Below are 16,823 nucleotides of genomic sequence, written 5' to 3' on the forward strand. Positions count from 1 at the left end.
TCAGCCCGGCTGGTTGATCCAGGCATAGCCGAAACGATAGCTGTCCTTGCCGCGGCCGTAGAAATAGGGAACGTCGATCACCGACGTCTCAGGCGCGGAGGCGCCGAGATTGGCCTGGAGCCATTGAACCATATCAGGCGGGAGCGCTTCGCTGCCTCCCTTCGGCGGTATCAGCCAGACGAGGAGAAGCGGTCGCCGGCCGGTCAGATCGGGATGGAAGCCTGGATAATCGACGGAAAGGACCGGTACCCCGGGAATATCCTGCCTGAGATTGCCAGCAAGAAGGCTGTCGCCGGCAAGGATTGCGGCCGGTTCCGCCTGTTGACGCAGGTTTTTCAGCATCGTGGCATAGGGCCTGTTCAATCGTTCGTAGTGCCCTGAGAAGCTCGCGCTCGCCACGCTGCCGTAAAGGGCGGCCGGCACGCCGATCATGATGACGGCAACCATGGGCATGAAACGCCGGAAAGCCCTGTCGGTCTCCACGCCCGCCGCCTCGATCTTCAAGCAGAGATAGAGCGGCACGATGAAGAGCATCGGCACCAGCCAGCGATCCTTGATCCCGGCCGCGCCGCCGAAGACGATCAGGAGCAGGATGCCGATGACGAAGACGAGCATCATCCGCTCGAGAAGCCCAGTCCATTCCGATCGGGCGGCGAGCGCCGAGCGAAGCTTCTTGCCGAAGACGGCTGCAAACACCGCCACCGTCAATCCTGCGAAGCTGATGACCGCGAGAGCGAGCGAGCCGATGCCCATGGCCACCTGCATGGGATAACTCGCATGGCCGCTCGCGGTCATCTTCTCCAGCGTGCGCGCGCTTGCGAAATCGAGATTGTCCTTCAGCCAGAAAAGATGCGGTAGGATGATGACGAGCGCCACGACCGTGGTCAGCGCCAGCCGCCGGTCGAAGATCCGCGGCCGCAGGCGCGCATCCGCCAGCGCGGCAATCAGGGCCGCCGCCGGCAGGATGGCGAAATTATACTTGGCAAGCAGGCCGAAACCGATGCCGATGCCCGCGATCAGATAGGAGAGGGCGCTCGGCTGTTTCAGACTGCGAACGAAGCCGTAGAAGAACAGGCTGGCAGAAAAGAAGACCGCGACTGTGTGTGTCAGATCCCGTTGCATCTCGAAAACCATCTGCGGGATCGTCAGCAGCCCGAGCGTTGCGATCGCCACGAGCGCCTTGTCGCGCAGGATGAGCCGCGCCGTCAGGCCGTACAGCAGATAAGAGCTGAACAACAGAAGGTTCTTGACGACGGACAGGGCAGCCAGCGAAACGCCTGTAAACTGGAAGACAGTATATTGCAGCCAGTTGTAAAATGGCGGCTGCGGGCCGTAACCGGCGGCGAGCCATTGCGAGCGGAAGACCTGTTCGGCCTCATCGAGATCGAGCGAATGTGAGGTTGCAAGCCGCACGCCGACCTGAAGCACGAAATAGGCGGCCAGCAGGACGAAAATCCACCGGATGTCGCGAAGCCTAGTCTCGGTCATTATCGCGCCCCCGGCCGAACCCAGGCATAACCGAGGGCGAAATTATCGCCCTGGCGGCCGAAGGCATAGGGAAGCGACAGGGCGCCGATCTCCTGCGGCGTGATATCAGCCGCCGTCAGCGCCGATGAAAACCGCTCCGGCATGACGGCGTCCGCAGCCGTCGCCGTCTTCTTGCCGCGCCAGACGATCAGCACCGGTCCGCCTGCTGTTGTGTAGGCCGGGATGCCGACAACGGGAAAATCGGGGATGACGACGGGCACATGGGGAAGCTGCAGGCGCATGTTGCCGGCGACATAGGGATCGGAGGCAATCACCAGCGCGGGCTCGACCTGTCGGGTCATATCGCGCACGAGATCAGCCATCGGCACATTCGGCCTGCTGTAGGTGCCGATCAGCCCGGCGCCGACGACGCGGAAACCGAGCGCGACCAGGACGCAGGCCATCAGCACCGGCACCACAGGCCGGAAGCGGCGCAGTCCGGCGGAAAGGTCGAGCCCGGCCGCCTGCATCTTTGCCAGGAAATAGATCGGCAGCACCAGCAGGAACGGGTCGAGCCAGCGCTCACGCACCGTCGTGGAGCCGGTGAGCAGCACGATCAGAAGAATGCCGGCGAGGCTCGCGAGCATCATTCGCTCCAGCATCCCCGTCCAGCGGTTTCCGAATGAGAGCGCCTGGATGAAATCCCGGCGGAAGGCGGCGGCGAAAATGGCGACGGGCAGCGCTGCAAAGGCGATGATGGCGATGAGAAAGGCAAGAATGCCCTTGCCGATCCGCACCGCGCCAGCCGGTTCGTTGCCGGCGGCCATCTTGACCAGAGTATCGGAGGAGGCGAATTCGAGGTTGCTCCGCAGCCAGATCGCGTGCGGCAGCACGATAATGAGCGCGATGACGATCGCTGCCAGGATACGCCAGTCCAGTGCCCGGCGCCGCCACTCGGCATCGGGCAGGATGGCGAGCAGCGCCACGATGGGCATAAGCGCGAAATTATACTTCGAGATCAGCCCGATGCCTGTCGCAAGCCCGAGCAGGAGGTAGCTGCCGATGCCGGGCCGCTCGAGCGTGCGGAAGAAGCCATAGAGGAAGAGCGAGCTTGCAAAGAGCAGCGCCGTCGTGTGGGTCAGATCCTGCTGCGCCATATAGGAGACCTGGGGCAGGGTGATCAGCGCCATCATCCCGACGGCTGCAAGCTTCTGGTCCTTCAGTGCCTCGCGCCCGGCAAGGCCGTAAAAGAGGTAACACAGGAAGAGCAGGATGTTCTTCGGGATGATAAGCGCGCCCATCGACAAGCCGGTCACCGAAACGACGGCATATTGCATCCAGTTGTAGAAGGGCGGCTGCGGACCGTAGCCCGCCAGCAGATATTGCGAGAAGAAGGACTGCTCGGCCTCGTCGAGTTCCAGCGCGTGCGGAAGCGCGAGCCTGAGCGCGATGTTCAGCACGAAATAGGCTGCAAGCAGCAGCGCCGCGGTTCTGATCGTCCTCGTCGCGCGGTCCAGCATCATGCTGCCGGCTTACGCTTGGCTTTGATCGTCGAAGATCTGCCGCACGATATAGTTCGGGGAGGCGTCGTCACGATAATAGGTACGCGCGATCATCTCCGCCAGAATGCCGGTGGTGATCATCTGCACCGACGAAAGGAGGAGAACGACCCCGACCATCAGCATGGGTCTGGTGCCGATATCGTTGCCCAGGATGAACTTGTCGAAGCCGAGATAGAGCAGGATCAATATGGCAACCGCGCCGAGACCGAGACCGAGCGAGCCGAAGAAATGGCCGGGCCTTGCCTTGTAGCGCATGAAGAACATGACCGACAGCAGGTCGAGGATGACGCGGAAGGTGCGCGAAATGCCGTACTTCGAAACGCCGTGTTCGCGAGCATGGTGGGTGACGGCCATCTCGCCGATGCGCGAGCTCGGGACGACACCCGCCACCCAAGCCGGGATGAAGCGGTGCATTTCGCCCATCAGCTTCACCTGCTTGATGATCGAGGCACGGTAGATCTTCAGGCTGCAGCCGTAATCGTGCAGCTTGACGCCGGTGATGCGGCCGATCAGGTAGTTGGCGCACCAGGAGGGGATCTTGCGCAGGAACAGACCGTCCTTGCGGTTCTTGCGCCAGCCGACCAGGAGGTCGAGTTCGCGCCGCTCGAGCTCGGCGACCATTGAAGGAATATCCTTCGGATCGTTCTGCAGGTCGCCGTCCATCGTCGCGATCAGGCGGCCCTGGGCGGTGTCGATACCGGCCTGCATGGCGGCGGTCTGGCCGAAATTGCGCTGCAGCTCGACAATCCGGAGCGCCAGGCCCTCGTGTCCGACGAATTTGCGGGCGTTGACGAGCGTCGCATCCGTGCTGCCGTCGTCGACGAGGATCAGTTCCCAGCGATGCGGATACTCGGCCATCGCCGCAACGATGCGCTCGACCAGCGGGCCGACGCTTTCCTCTTCGTTGAAAACGGGCACGACCAGCGACAGCTCAAGCGATTGTACCGGATCATTCGTGCCGCGAATGGGCTCTACCGTTGTCTGCAACTTTGCATCTCCAAAAGGCCGAGCGGCCTTGCAATCTTACTGCCGCCGCCGCGCTTGCGGAAGCCTACTACATGAAGTGTCCGCCCGTTGCCAGCGGGCAATGCCGCTTTCCCGCAATCGGCCGACTTGCCGAAACCTACTTCGCGCCGCCTTCCACCCAGGAATAACCAATCGAGAACGTATGTTTGCCGTCACCGAAAAGATAGGGAAGGGTCAGCGTCTTCACCTCCTGCAGATGAATACCCGATTTCACGAGATCATCGGCAAAGTCGGGAGAAATGGTGGGGTCATTTGCGGTTTCTCCGCGCCAGACGACGAGCACAGGACCCTTCGCAGTCGCATATTCAGGCACTCCGGGGCCTGGAAAGAATGGGATCACGACGGGAACGTCGGGGAATTCCAGCTTCATGTTGCCGGCCACGAACTTGGTTCCCGCCACGATGAGAACCGGCTTGCGGGCCGCGGTCAGTTCGGCCACGTAGCCGGAGAAGGGCACATTCGTTCTCGTATAAACGCCGGTATATTGCATGGCGACGATCCGTAGCAGAAGGATCGCCAGGATGACGACCATGAAGACCGGCACCACAGGCCGGAAGCGTACAAGGCCTGCGGAAAGATCGAAGCCTGCGGTTTCCAGCTTCAGGAACAGATAGATCAGCAGGACGAGCAGGCACGGGTCGAGCCAGCGCTCGTGGATATCGCTTGCGCCGGCGACGATGACGACACCGACGAAGGCAAGCAGGCTGACGACCATCATCCGCTCAATGACCCGGATCATCGGGCTGGACGCGGAAAGCGCACGGAAGAAATCCCGTCGGAAGGCTGCCGCGAAGACAACGATCGGCAACGCGACGAAGCCGAGGACGGCGATGACGAGGGACAACAGCCCCTGTCCGATACGGGGAAGGCCAGCGGCGGCCTCGTGCTCGGCGGTCATCCGCTCCATGGTCGGGGCCGAAGCACTGACGAGATTATCGGGCAGCCAGAGCGCATGCGGCAGAACGATCAGAATGGCGATTGCGAACGCCGGCAGCAGACGCCAGTCCAACAGACGGCTGCGCCACTTTCGGTCCACCAGGACTGCGACGAAGGCGGCAAACGGCAGAATGGCGAAATTATATTTGGAGATGAGGCCAATGCCGGTGGCGATGCCGATGACGAGATAGCTGCCGATCGTCGGCTGCCGAAGTGTGCGAAAAAAGCCGAAGAGGAAGAGCGAGGTCGCAAGCAGCAGGGCAACGGTATGGGTCAGTTCGCGCTGCGCCATCAGGCCGACTTGTGGCAGGGTAATCAGGCTGAGCATGGCGACGGGCGGGAGCAGACGGCTCTTCAGCACCTCGCGGGCAGCCAGCCCATAGAAAAGATAGCAGCCGAAGAGAATGATGTTCTTCGGAACCGAGAGCGCCCACATCGTGATCCCGGTGACCGAGACGATGGCGTATTGGATCCAGTTGTAGAAGGGCGGCTGCGGGCCGTAGCCGGCCAGAAGATATTGCGAATAGAACGATTGTTCCGCCTCGTCGAGATCGAGCGTATGGGGCAGCGCGATGCGGAGCACGATGTTCAGCAGGAAATAGACTGCCAGAAAAATGCTCGCGCTCGTGATGTTTTTGGTAATGCGCTCCAACATCGATCTCCAAGTCAAGCCGGCAAGGCGCCGTGATCTGTCGGTCTGCCACGGCGGTTGTCGGCCTTAAAGCGATCTCGCCGCCGTCGCTTCAACTCCGCCGTTGTGCCCAACCTTCATTTCTCCTAAAACGCCTGGCAATGGAGCCGAGGCTCATGCCGACGCCAAGCGAGGAATGCCTACTACATGAAGAGTTCGATCGTTGAAAGCCAGCAGTCCTGGTTTATGCGCAATCGCATGACGGCGCTGACGGTCGTAATTGTCGCAGCCTATGCGCTCTTCGTGCAATGGTTCTGGGGTTGGCCCGTCATCATCAGCCAATGGGCCGATGTCGGGGCAGGCCCGGTGATCGGCGCGCTCGTGGCATTGACGAGCACCTATTTCCTGCGCACCTGGCGCATCTACGACTATTTTCCCAAGGAAACTGCGGGCCGGTTTGCGACCCTCTTTCGCGTCACGCAGATCCACAATCTCCTGAACATTATGCTGCCCTTCCGCACCGGCGAGACCAGCTTTCCCTTGCTGATGCGCACCGAGTTCGGCATCCCGCTGACCCGCGGAACCTCGGCGCTCCTGGTCATGCGGCTGCTCGACTTGCACGCGCTCCTGGCGGCGGCCGGTATCGGCTTTGCGCTCGCCGCGGCCGATGCACTTGTCGCATGGTCGCTTTGGGCAGTCTTCCTGCTGCTGCCGGTCGCAGCTTTCGCCGCGCGCAAGCCGCTGTTCCGGCTCGCTGCCAGGCTGTTGCCTGATAGGGCGCAGAAATTCGTCGTCGAGATCGAAAACGGGCTACCGCTCGATGCCGCAGCCTTTGCGCGCGCCTGGGTGATGACCATCGTCAACTGGCTGGTGAAGGTGATCGTGCTAGCATGGGCGCTCGGCCTGATGGGGGTGCTGCCGATGGCGGCAAGCTTCGGCGGCGCGCTCGGCGGCGAACTCTCCTCCGTTCTGCCGGTCCACGCGCCGGGCGGCGTCGGCACCTATCCGGCCGGCATCACCGCCGGCGCCATTGCGCTCGGAGCCTCGAGCGAGCGGATGGCTCTGGCCGCGCTGGCGCAGGCAAGCGTCAATGCGCATCTCTTGATCATCGTCTCGGCGCTGACGGGCACCGCAATCTCACTGCCGCTCGGGCGCCGCGGCAAGCTCTGAAATCCGGTTCCGCAAAAAAGCCTGCTCCGGCTCCTGCCGGCAGAGCGACAGCGCCGTTTCATAGGCCGCGATTGCCTCTTCCCGCCGGCCGAGACGGCGCAGGAGATCGGCGCGGGCCGAATGGGCGAGGTGATAGGCCGTGAGCTCCTGGCGGCCCAGAATGGCATCGATCAGATCCAGGCCTGTCGCCGGTCCTTCCGCCATCGCGATCGCCACGGCGCGGTTGAGTTCGACGACCGGTGAGGGCTGGGCCGCCAGAAGGAGGTCATAATAGAAGGCGATGCGCCGCCAGTCGGTTTCCTCGGCGGTCGGCACCTTCGCATGTTCGGCGGCGATCGCCGCCTGCACCGTATAGGTGCCGATCTCTCCTGTCCGCATTGCCTCGGCTAGGAGTGTCAGACCTTCCGAGATCTTGGCGCGGTCCCAGAGCGAGCGGTCCTGATCGGCAAGCAGCACCAGTGCTTCCTCCTCGCTGCTGCGCGCGCTGCGACGGGAATCCTGCAGCAGCATCAGGGCCAGAAGTCCGCAAACGTCGGGATGCGGCAGCAGTGCCAGCAGCAGCCGCGCCAGCCGGATGGCCTCGCCGGTCAGATCGGCGCGAACGACCGCGTCTCCCGAAGAGGCGGAATAGCCTTCGTTGAAGACGAGATAGATGACATGCAGCACTCGGTCGAGCCGTTCGGGCAGCGCCTCGCGGCCCGGCACTTCATAAGGGATGTTCGCAGCCCGGATCCTGCCTTTGGCGCGCACGATCCGCTGGGCGACCGTCGGCGCCGGAATGAGGAAGGCATGGGCGATCTCTTCGGTGGTCAGCCCGCAGATTTCCCGAAGCGCCAACGCCATCTGCGCATCGGCGGGAATAACGGGATGGCAACAGGTGAAGACCAGCCGCAGCATATCGTCTTCGATCGCTTCCATGTCGCCGATCTCCATTTCGTCGAACGTGTAGAGACTGTCCTCGATGTGCTGCTGCGAGGCATCGAAGCGCGCCCGGCGGCGGATTGTATCGATTGCCTTGAAGCGTCCCGTCGAAACGAGCCAAGCGAAAGGGTTGCCGGGAATGCCGTCAGCCGGCCAGGTCCGCGCCGCCGCGGCAAAGGCGTCGTGCAGCGCTTCCTCGGCCCGGTCGAAATCGCCGAGCAGACGGATCAGCGTCGCCAGAACCCGGCGCGATTGCGATCGGTAGATTTCCTCGATCACGCTTTCCAACAGGCGATCCTCACTCTGGCAGGGTGAGCAGCCTCACCGGACGCAATTCGATCGATCCGACGCGGACGCTTGGAATGCCCGCGACGACCTTGCGCGCCTCTTCGAGATCGGCTGCCTCGATGATGTAGATGCCAGCCAGATGTTCCTTGGTCTCGACGTAAGGGCCATCGGTCGAAGACAGAATGCCATGGCGCACTCTCAGGACCGAGGCGCTGTCGGGACCTTCCAATGCATCGGAATGGATCATGATGCCTTTGCGCTGAAGCTCCTCGTCATACTGGAAATGCGCCCTCACGAGCTGGTCGCCCTCGGCCTGACTGAGCGTGCCATCCATATCGGCGGGATTATAGATGAGGCAGACGAAGCGCATGGCTATCTCCCATCCTTGATCGAATAGGCGGGTCTGATTTCGATCGACGCATATTTGAGGATCGGGAAGGTGGAAATGATCGCTTTCGCTTCTTCCATGTCCTTGGCCTCGATCACCACGAAGCCACCGAGATGCTCCTTGATTTCGGCGAAGGGACCATCTGTAGCGGCGACAGTGCCGTTGCGAATGCGGAGCGTTACGGCTCGCTCCGGTTCATAAAGCGCCAGGGCGCTCTGCATGTGACCGCTGTCGCGCCAATGGTCGTCGCTGACGATGCACTCCTGCGTGACCGCGTCCCATTCCTCCTGCGTGACTTTGCTGCTCTTTTCGGTATCGAACCAGACCTGACCCAGAAACTTCATTGTGTGACCTCCTCAGCCGAATTCATGGATGGGGCGAATTTCGATCGCGCCGAGTTTCGCTAGCGGAATGCCAGCCGCAACCCGGATCGCATCATTGAGATCCTTGGCCTCGATCAGGATGAAGCCGCCGAGCGCCTCCTTCGTCTCGGCGAAGGGGCCGTCCGTCACCGACATCTCGCCATGGCGCACCCTGACGGTCACCGCTGATTTCGGCGACTGCAGCGCCTGGGCGACGATCATATGTCCGCTTCCGACGAGATCTCTGTCGTAGCTCAAGGAGTTCGCGTCGAGTTCGGCCTTCTCCTCTTGCGTCATGGCGTCGAGTATCGCGCCATCGAACCAGACCTGGCAGAGATATTTCATCGCAGGCAGCCTCCTTTGCTGTCTCCATATCCCTGGACGAACGATCGCCGCGCATTTCGACAGCGGCGGGAAAAATAATTTGTGCCGGTCCGGTGTCGAAATCGCAAGGCAGCACTCGACAAGGCTTCATCGAAACCCGTCGAGGAGAACGGCAATGAGTATTCTTGAAATCGCGCTCGCAAGCCAGATCTGGGCTCGCCGCCATGAAAAGCGTCGTCAGGCGTTCGACGAACGCGATGGGCTGACGATTCTCTCACGCACCGCTTTCGCCATCGTCGGCTTCACCCTGTTGATCGCAGGGCTGAACGCTGCTGCCGGCAGACCGCAGGTGGTTGCGCAGCACGCGGCACCCGTCGTCGCAGGCAGATGAGGAAACGGCCTATTGGAAGGCCGTTTCGAAGAAGCTGCGCAGCTTGCGCGAATGCAGGGCTTCCTTCGGCATGGCGGCAAGCTTCTGCACGGCGCGGATGCCGATCTGCAGATGCTGGTTGACCTGCGTGCGGTAGAAGGCCGTCGCCATGCCCGGCAGCTTCAATTCGCCGTGCAGCGGCTTGTCGGAGACGCAGAGCAGCGTGCCGTAGGGCACGCGGAAGCGGAAGCCGTTGGCGGCGATCGTTGCCGATTCCATGTCGAGCGCGATGGCGCGCGCCTGCGACAGCCGCTTCACCGGCCCGAGCTGGTCGCGCAGTTCCCAGTTGCGGTTGTCGATCGTCCCGACGGTGCCGGTGCGCATGATGCGCTTCAGTTCGAAGCCCTCGTAGCCGGTGATTTCGGCGACGGCGGCCTCCAGCGCCACCTGCACTTCGGCGAGCGCCGGGATCGGCACCCAGACCGGAAGGTCGTCGTCGAGCACATGGTCCTCGCGCATATAGGCATGGGCAAGCACATAATCGCCGAGCCGCTGGCTGTTCCGCAGGCCGGCGCAGTGGCCGAGCATCAGCCAGGCATGCGGGCGCAGCACGGCGACGTGGTCGGTGATCGTCTTGGCGTTGGAAGGGCCGACGCCAATATTGATCATGGTGATCCCGGCATGGCCCTTCTTTTTCAGATGATAGGCCGGCATCTGGGGCAGGCGGGCGAGCGTGGCATCGGTTTCAGGCACGCTCGAGCCGGGCAAGGTGACGATGTTGCCAGGCTCGACGAAGGCCGTATAGCCATCGCCGCCTTCCGCCATCAGCTTGCGCGCCCAGCTGCAGAATTCATCGATATAGAACTGGTAGTTCGTAAACAGCACGAAGTTCTGGAAATGCTCGGCATGGGTGGCCGTATAATGCGACAGCCGGGCGAGCGAATAGTCGATGCGCTGCGCGGTGAACGGCGCAAGCGGCGAGGGCTCTCCCGGCGGCGGAATATATTCGCCGTTGGCGATCTCGTCGTCGGTGGTGTTGAGGTCCGGTGTGTCGAAAATATCGCGCATGGGAACGTCGACGAAGGCTGAGGCCGATGCTTCGACATGCGCGCCCTCGCCGAAGGCGAAGTGCAGCGGGATCGGCGTCGAGGATTCCGAGACGACGATCGGAACATTGTGGCTCCTTATCAAGAGCGACAGCTGCTCCTTCAGGTAATGCTTGAAGAGCTTCGGCCGGGTGACCGTCGTCGTGTAGATGCCGGGCGCCGTGACATGGCCGTAGGAGAGGCGTGAATCGACATGGCCGAAGCTCGTCGTCTCGATGCTGACCTGCGGATAGAAGGCGCGGTAGCGCGAGGCGATCGGAGCGCCCTGGGCAAGGTCGGTGAAGCTCTGGATCAGGAACGCCGTATTGCGTTCATAAAGCGCTGTCAGCGTCTCGACGGCCTTGGCCGGATCATCGAAACTCTCAGGCTGGAAAGGAGGCGGAGAGGATATGTCGAGGGGCGACAGAGGGGAGATTCGTTTGTTCATGAGGCATTATAGAGAGTTGTTTTTGACAAGCAAACGACGCGCGCCGGCGGAATCCGATTTTTTATCCTCTCGCGAGTCTGATGCCGGTCATCGCACCGTGGGTGCGCAGAAGGTTCCGCTTCTCTCCAGGCAGGTATAGCTCGCACCGAAATGCGACTGCGTGCCGCCGCCGCCATTGTGCACGACGACCGCCGAAAATGTGACGGCGAAGATCGCCGCGAACAGCGTGATGATGGTGAAACGTCTTGCCAGAATATAGAAGTTCATCCCAGGCCCCCGATACGCAACCTAACCGTGACATGAGTTTTGCCACACCTCGGCTGAACGAGTGCTGAGATGCCGGTTCATCAGCCGTTCAGCTTGCGGGGCAGGCTCGGGCGATTGCAGTGAGGATCGGCAAGCCGGAGAAGGCCATGAGGCATGCCGGCATTTTGGCCGGCATGATTATACGTTTGGGATGATTGTTGCGTCGGCCTTATCGTGTCAGAGCCGCGTCCAGGTCTGCGTCTTGCAGAGGATATTCATCACGCAGCCCTGCATCTTCAGTGAATTGCCGGAAATCTTTCCTGAGCCGCTATAGGTCTTGTCGGCGGCGGGGTCGGTGATCTCACCGGCATAGCTGCCGCCGGTCCCGGCAAGTGTGCCGATCTTGCGGCCGGTATATTTGCCGGTTTTCAGCGTCACGCAATAACTCCCGCCGCATGCCGCGATCACCGCCGTTTCGCCGGAAGCCGTCTTCCACTTGCCGACGATAGGTTCCTCGGCATGGGCTGTACCAGCGATCACGGCGATAGCGCCGGCAAGAATGAGACTGCGGATCATCTTTTCCTCCCTGATGTCCTCTGACCGGCCGCGAAAATAACTGACGCGAACGTAAAGGTAAATAGAGCCGGCTGTCCGTTCGCCGCTCGCTGAAAGCAGCCGAAAAGCCGACCGTAGAGCTTTTAAACCCGTCGCTTGCTGATTTCATGATGAATGATCCGTTTATTTACGAATCTGAATCTTTTGTAAAATTTGAGCGAAAATGCCTAAATCCCAGGGAATCCGATGTTTAACAAAAACCCAATTTTACCAAGCGTTTGCAGTTTGTTTGTCTCAAATTAATCATGCATTTTAGGCGTTTTTTGAAAGCCGTTTGGCATAGTCAAGCCATCAGACGAGCGGGGCAAACCCGCCGGACCGGAAGGGCCGCAAAGCCGCGATAGACGGCGGGTCCGAAGGTAAAACAGGGTAAGTCGTAAACAGGCTAACAGGGATAAAACCGATGGCACGCTTTGAAATGCACAATGCTGAAACGGCCACCATGGGTGGCGACAACAACAGCGCCGATGTCTTCTGCGAAATGGGCCTGATGTACGCAACCGGCCGCGGCTGTGCCGTCGATCTCGTTGCCGCCCACAAGTGGCTGAACATTGCCGCGATCAAGGGCAACGACCGCGCCGCCGAGCTTCGCGCCGACGTGGCCGCTGCCATGAACAAGATGCAGCTCGTGGAAGCACTGCGCGCTGCCCGCGAATGGATGACGGTCCACTAACGCATCGACCGAAAATCCGAAACGATTCCCGGACAGAACGATAGCTCAACTCGACGTGTTGGAGCGCCGCGTGTCCAAGGGACGCACGGTGCTCCAACAGACGTTTGAAATCGGAATGGCGATTTGAGCGGGTCCATGATTCAAATTTCTGAGGTTGTCGGTGTTGGGACGCCTCAGACGTCCTTCGTTAGACGAGGCAAGACCTCGTCGATTGCAACGACACCTTGGAGATCAAAACATGGCGCTCAAGCGAATGGACAATGTCGGAATCGTCGTCGAAGACCTCGGAGAGGCGATTGATTTCTTTCGCGAGCTCGGCCTCGAATTGGAAGGGCGGGCCACGGTCGAAGGCGAATGGGCCGGACGTATCACCGGGCTGGGAGATCAGCGTGTCGAGATCGCCATGATGCGCACACCGGACGGCCATAGCCGGCTTGAGCTCTCCCGCTTCCTGGCGCCGCCTGTCGTCGCAGATCACCGGAACGCCCCGGTCAACGCCCTCGGCTACCTCCGCGTCATGTTCGCAGTGGATAACATCGACGAGACGCTTGAGAGCCTCCGCGGGCGCGGCGCGCAGCTCGTAGGGGAAGTCGTTCAGTATAAGGATGCGTATCGGCTCTGCTACATTCGCGGACCTGAAGGGATTCTGATCGGCCTCGCCCAGGAACTCAGCTGATCGCAATACGCAGGCAAATGGCGAAGACCCGAGCATGTCGGCGAACGGACAGGAATGACAACCTCAGGTAAGCGTCTTCAGGACTTGCGGCAGCGCTTCCTCGAACAGCGCCATCTCGGCCTCCGGTCCGGCGCTGACGCGGATGCAGCGATTGAGCGGCGCAACACCCGGCATGCGGACGAAGACGCCGTGCTCCATCAGGCCATCGACGAGCGCCCGCGCATGGGCGCCGTCGCGGCCGGTATCGATCGCCACGAAATTCGTTGCCGAGGGCAGCGGCTCAAGACCGTTTGCCCGGGCGATGCGGCCGATCCGCTCCCGTGCTGCATGGATTTTCCCGACCACCTCGGCCAGATAGGCCTGATCCTTGAGCGCGGCCAGCGCTGCAGCCGTCGCCAGCCGGTTCATGCCGAAATGATTGCGGATCTTGTCGAAGGCCTGTGCCGTGCCTGAGGTCGAGATCACGTAGCCGGTGCGTGAGCCGGCAAGCCCGTAAGCCTTGGAAAAGGTGCGGGTGCGCACAATGTTCGGCAGCTCGATGAGCGAGGCGATCGACGGCAGCGAATGTGCCGGCCCGGTTTCGCTATAGGCTTCGTCCAGCACCATCATCGTGGTCTCGGGCAGCGCCCGGGCGAAAGCGACAATGCTGTCGGCGTCCCACCAGCTTCCCATCGGATTGTCGGGATTGGCGAAATAGACGAGGGGCGCATTCTCGCGCCTGACCGCGTCGAGCAGCCCGTCGAGATCCTCGCGGTCGTTTGCGTAGGGGACGGTCACCAGTCGGCCGCCAAAACCGGCGACATGGAAATTGAATGTCGGATAGGCGCCGAGCGAGGTAACGACGGGTGCCCCCGGTTCGATCACCAGCCGGACGATCTGGCCGAGCAATTCGTCAATGCCGCCGGCGATGGCGATATTGGCGGCCGTCACACCAAGATGCGCGCCAAGCGCTTCCCTCAGCGCGAAATTTTCCGAGTCGTTGTATTTCCAGATGTCGCGTGCCTCTTCGCCCATCGCGGCGAGCACGCAGGGGGCCGGGCCGAAGCCGTTCTCATTGGCGCCGATGCGCGCCAAAACGGCACGTCCGCGCTGGCGTTCGATGGCTTCGGGGCCGACGAAGGGAACTGTGGAGGGCAGGGCGCTGATGAGGGGCGTGAAGCGCGAGAAGGCGGACATGCGAAGGCGGTTTCCCGGACATGTTGAGATCAGGCGCAACAATAGGCCCGGGCACGGCCAAGGCAAGCAAGATTATTCTGCAGCCGCAGCGCTCACACAGTGCGTCCTTTTCAAAGCGGCGGGGGCGACGTAGCGCTTTGAATTGCCGAACAATTGTCCTTGGGTCATTTCCATCCAAGGACTTATGCGGGACCGGCGGCGAGCCTCGTATCGCGGAACATCGGTGCACGCCGGGCGTCGATCGCTTCCATATTGCCGACAAGGAAATCGGCGCGCACGACGCGGCGCAGAACCTCGGGGTCCAGGAGGTTGATGAACCGTACGCCGATGCGTTCTTTATTGCGATAGACCTCGGCGCAACCGATGCGATAGGCCAGGCCGAGAATGTTGAGATAATAATGTTTCGGCAGACCGGCGGTGGTCGACACGATGAAGGTTGCGCCGCCCTGCGATATGTCGATGATCTCGGCGCTTCGCATCGAGACGCCGGTGAGGCACGGCCGGACGGCGACGATACGGGCCGGGCGCTTGACGTTGAACTCTTCCCAGCGCAGGTCGTAAATGGCGGACTTGACCGTCGCAAGGTGTGTGGCGCGGAGCATAGTCATCTTACATTCTCCGTCAGACAGGGCACAATTGGGGGTTCTTGCTCTCGAGCAAGCTGATCTTGCTTCAGCCACGGTCACATGAATGTTTTGCACATTCGTCAAATATAAAAAGACAATTTTAACGAGTTCAAATTTTGTTTCCATGCGGGACGCCGAATGTTCACAATCGGTACGCAGACTATGCTGCCGAAACGCATTACGGATGTGCCCCTACCGATTTCGGCGCAGTTTTCCCGAACTCTTTCAAAGGCCGGGCGTTCTGCCTAAAGCATGTCGCGCACAAGTGTCAGCGGTATTGCGGTAACGACATGCGTAAAAACAAACAGCGAAAGCGCAAGGAGCGAATCTGAAAGATCGCGACGCATTTTCGATCGATGAAGCAAGGGCGCTTCGATGACGACAGCGAGGAGTTGAAGATGACCGACATCAGAATCCCCGGGAAATCATGGGTCGTAGTCTGCAATGGAGCCAAGGCCCTCATCATGCAGAACGCCGGCGATGCCCAGCTGATGAACCTGAAGGTGTTGGAAACCCTGACGCAGCCGAACGAGCCCGATCGCGAGCTCGGCACCGACAAGCCTGGCCGCAGCCATGCCGCTGATGGATGGAGCCGCAGCGCTGTCGAAGAGACCAGCTGGCAGGAGCAGGCCGAAGCGCAATTTCTGAAACATGTGGCGGAGCGAATGGACGAACTGACGCAGGCAAAGGATGCACGCCGTATCGTCCTTATCGCGCCGCCGAAGGCGCTCGGCACCCTGCGGCCGGCGCTGAGCGCCGAGACGCAGGCGGCGATATCGGCGGAACTGGCGAAAGACTATACCAATCTGCCGATAGACGAGATCGAGCGGCATCTCGCCGCGTGATGAAACCAACCGATGAGCTAACGCGGGCCCGTTGGCCCGTGTTCTTGTTCGCTTCAGACCAACGGTCTCTCTCCGGCAAACAGATCTTCATGATCGGCAAACAGTGTGGCCAGGCGATCGATGACCGTCCTGACTTCAGGCCTTTGCCGCTCGTCGTCATGCGCGACGATCCACATCTCGTAGGTCAATTCATCGATGACAGGTCCGGCGCGGACGAGCTTGCGCTCCTGGTCGCCGATGAAACAGGGCAGCACGCCGCGGCCGGCGCCGCCTCGGATCAGGTAAAAGAGCATATGCGGCGTGTTCGTCCAGCTGGTGATCCAATAATCCGGCTGTTCGAAAGTCCACTTGTCCGCCGGTGTGATGGCGATGTCCGTTCCGAGCGAGATCCAGTTGCAATTGGTCTCGTCATAATCGACCGCCTGATAAACCGCATGCGCCACCTTGACTGAACGGCGGATCGCGACGTTGCCGCCGTCCGGCCGGCTGTGGCGAATGGCGATATGCGCCTCGCGATAGGTGAAATCGACGCTCGCGTCACAGGTCTTGTAGCACATGCGAAAGCAGTCTTTCGGCGTCCAGACACTGGCCAGGTGGTCGGCGATGAAGCGCGACGTCCAGCTGTCGACGACCGTCGACACAATCGGCAGCGTCAGAACTTCACCGCGCCAGTCGGAGATCGCCCGCGCTGCATCCTGCATCCGCCGCACGCGATCGAGCAGTTCCTGGCCGTCCTTGGCAAGCAGGTAGCCTGTGGGGCCGCGGTTGAATAGCGACCGGCCGGTCACCCGTTCGAGCGCCAGCATGCGCCGGCCGATCGTCGGCGCACTGAGCCCCGTCCGCGCCGCCGCCGCCGAAAGCCCGCCGCCGGTCGCGACATGGAAGAAAAGCTGCAGATCGTCCCAGCTCGCCTCTTTCATGGATGAAAACCCCCTTTCCCCCATGCCTCTACATAGTGGGGGCGTGAAGGCCTAGCTCAACTACTCCA

19 protein-coding genes are annotated in these 16,823 nt (G+C 61.3%); 5 read left to right on the top strand and 14 right to left on the bottom strand.

From position 1 onward, the window contains the following. The 4 genes from Tal182_RS07235 to Tal182_RS07250 all read right to left on the bottom strand — a co-directional run bounded on the left by Tal182_RS07235 (position 1) and on the right by Tal182_RS07250 (position 5,646). Positions 1 to 1,488 carry a glycosyltransferase family 39 protein gene (locus Tal182_RS07235; RefSeq protein ID WP_085858949.1) on the bottom strand — a complete coding sequence of 496 codons (1,488 nt, stop codon included), beginning with the start codon at positions 1,486 to 1,488 and terminating at the stop codon, positions 1 to 3. Next, positions 1,488 to 2,987 carry a glycosyltransferase family 39 protein gene (locus Tal182_RS07240; RefSeq protein ID WP_085860876.1) on the bottom strand — a complete coding sequence of 500 codons (1,500 nt, stop codon included), beginning with the start codon at positions 2,985 to 2,987 and terminating at the stop codon, positions 1,488 to 1,490. The genes Tal182_RS07235 and Tal182_RS07240 overlap by 1 nt, the downstream gene beginning before the upstream one ends. Positions 2,988 to 2,999: 12 nt before the next feature. After that, entirely contained in the window at positions 3,000 to 4,016 is a 1,017-nt protein-coding gene (locus tag Tal182_RS07245; protein WP_085858951.1) for a glycosyltransferase family 2 protein, read from the bottom strand. Positions 4,017 to 4,152: 136 nt separating this feature from the next. Further along, the gene (locus Tal182_RS07250; RefSeq protein WP_085858954.1) at positions 4,153 to 5,646 is read right to left on the bottom strand and encodes a glycosyltransferase family 39 protein; all 1,494 of its coding nucleotides are present in this window, start codon (positions 5,644 to 5,646) and stop codon (positions 4,153 to 4,155) included. A 183-nt stretch (positions 5,647 to 5,829) separates the two neighbouring features. On the opposite strand from Tal182_RS07250, the gene Tal182_RS07255 reads away from it, so the two are divergent. Continuing rightward, the gene (locus Tal182_RS07255; RefSeq protein WP_064809963.1) at positions 5,830 to 6,792 is read left to right on the top strand and encodes a lysylphosphatidylglycerol synthase domain-containing protein; all 963 of its coding nucleotides are present in this window, start codon (positions 5,830 to 5,832) and stop codon (positions 6,790 to 6,792) included. Here the strand turns inward: Tal182_RS07255 and Tal182_RS07260 are convergent. Genes Tal182_RS07260 through Tal182_RS07275 form a run of 4 tightly spaced genes read right to left on the bottom strand, consistent with a single transcriptional unit; the run spans position 6,760 to position 9,096 of the window. Beyond that, on the bottom strand, positions 6,760 to 8,001 hold the full coding sequence (locus Tal182_RS07260) for an RNA polymerase sigma factor (RefSeq protein ID WP_085858956.1): 1,242 nt from the start codon (positions 7,999 to 8,001) through the stop codon (positions 6,760 to 6,762). The genes Tal182_RS07255 and Tal182_RS07260 overlap by 33 nt on opposite strands. 10 nt (positions 8,002 to 8,011) lie before the next feature. Next, a complete protein-coding gene (locus tag Tal182_RS07265; protein ID WP_085858958.1) occupies positions 8,012 to 8,371 on the bottom strand; it encodes a YciI family protein in 360 nt (119 codons plus the stop codon). Between the two features lie 2 nt (positions 8,372 to 8,373). Beyond that, the gene (locus Tal182_RS07270) at positions 8,374 to 8,733 is read right to left on the bottom strand and encodes a YciI family protein (protein ID WP_085858960.1); all 360 of its coding nucleotides are present in this window, start codon (positions 8,731 to 8,733) and stop codon (positions 8,374 to 8,376) included. A 12-nt stretch (positions 8,734 to 8,745) separates the two neighbouring features. Next, entirely contained in the window at positions 8,746 to 9,096 is a 351-nt protein-coding gene (locus Tal182_RS07275; RefSeq protein ID WP_085858963.1) for a YciI family protein, read from the bottom strand. Between the two features lie 154 nt (positions 9,097 to 9,250). Between Tal182_RS07275 and Tal182_RS07280 the strand changes: the two genes are divergently transcribed. Then, a complete protein-coding gene (locus Tal182_RS07280) occupies positions 9,251 to 9,466 on the top strand; it encodes a hypothetical protein (protein ID WP_064801419.1) in 216 nt (71 codons plus the stop codon). A 9-nt stretch (positions 9,467 to 9,475) separates the two neighbouring features. On the opposite strand, the gene amn is transcribed toward Tal182_RS07280, so the two are convergent. The 3 genes from amn to Tal182_RS07295 all read right to left on the bottom strand — a co-directional run bounded on the left by amn (position 9,476) and on the right by Tal182_RS07295 (position 11,800). Next, positions 9,476 to 10,978: an AMP nucleosidase gene (gene amn / locus Tal182_RS07285; protein WP_020920826.1), complete on the bottom strand. Its 1,503-nt coding sequence runs from the start codon at positions 10,976 to 10,978 to the stop codon at positions 9,476 to 9,478. Positions 10,979 to 11,065: 87 nt separating this feature from the next. After that, complete coding sequence (locus Tal182_RS07290; RefSeq protein WP_064809967.1) at positions 11,066 to 11,245, bottom strand: hypothetical protein; 180 nt, start codon at positions 11,243 to 11,245, stop codon at positions 11,066 to 11,068. 216 nt (positions 11,246 to 11,461) lie between these two features. Further along, entirely contained in the window at positions 11,462 to 11,800 is a 339-nt protein-coding gene (locus tag Tal182_RS07295) for a DUF2147 domain-containing protein (protein ID WP_085858965.1), read from the bottom strand. A gap of 442 nt (positions 11,801 to 12,242) precedes the next feature. Here Tal182_RS07295 and Tal182_RS07300 point away from each other — a divergent pair, with 442 nt between their 5' ends. Beyond that, entirely contained in the window at positions 12,243 to 12,512 is a 270-nt protein-coding gene (locus Tal182_RS07300) for a sel1 repeat family protein (protein WP_011424668.1), read from the top strand. 238 nt (positions 12,513 to 12,750) lie between these two features. Continuing rightward, positions 12,751 to 13,188, top strand: a complete 438-nt coding sequence (locus Tal182_RS07305) for a VOC family protein (RefSeq protein ID WP_085858968.1) — start codon at positions 12,751 to 12,753, stop codon at positions 13,186 to 13,188. A 63-nt stretch (positions 13,189 to 13,251) separates the two neighbouring features. On the opposite strand, the gene Tal182_RS07310 is transcribed toward Tal182_RS07305, so the two are convergent. Together Tal182_RS07310 and Tal182_RS07315 are read right to left on the bottom strand one after the other, a co-directional pair. Continuing rightward, complete coding sequence (locus tag Tal182_RS07310) at positions 13,252 to 14,364, bottom strand: pyridoxal phosphate-dependent aminotransferase (protein ID WP_085858970.1); 1,113 nt, start codon at positions 14,362 to 14,364, stop codon at positions 13,252 to 13,254. A 182-nt stretch (positions 14,365 to 14,546) separates the two neighbouring features. Further along, positions 14,547 to 14,972, bottom strand: a complete 426-nt coding sequence (locus Tal182_RS07315) for a hypothetical protein (protein ID WP_064801427.1) — start codon at positions 14,970 to 14,972, stop codon at positions 14,547 to 14,549. Positions 14,973 to 15,388: 416 nt separating this feature from the next. On the opposite strand from Tal182_RS07315, the gene Tal182_RS07320 reads away from it, so the two are divergent. After that, the gene (locus tag Tal182_RS07320) at positions 15,389 to 15,835 is read left to right on the top strand and encodes a host attachment family protein (RefSeq protein ID WP_064806044.1); all 447 of its coding nucleotides are present in this window, start codon (positions 15,389 to 15,391) and stop codon (positions 15,833 to 15,835) included. Positions 15,836 to 15,888: 53 nt separating this feature from the next. Here the strand turns inward: Tal182_RS07320 and Tal182_RS07325 are convergent, their stop codons facing one another. After that, positions 15,889 to 16,755, bottom strand: coding sequence for a LysR family transcriptional regulator (locus Tal182_RS07325; protein ID WP_085858972.1), 867 nt, complete (start codon positions 16,753 to 16,755; stop codon positions 15,889 to 15,891). Positions 16,756 to 16,823: the final 68 nt, after the last annotated feature.

Source organism: Rhizobium sp. TAL182 (assembly GCF_002117725.1).
Taxonomy (GTDB): domain Bacteria; phylum Pseudomonadota; class Alphaproteobacteria; order Rhizobiales; family Rhizobiaceae; genus Rhizobium; species Rhizobium esperanzae.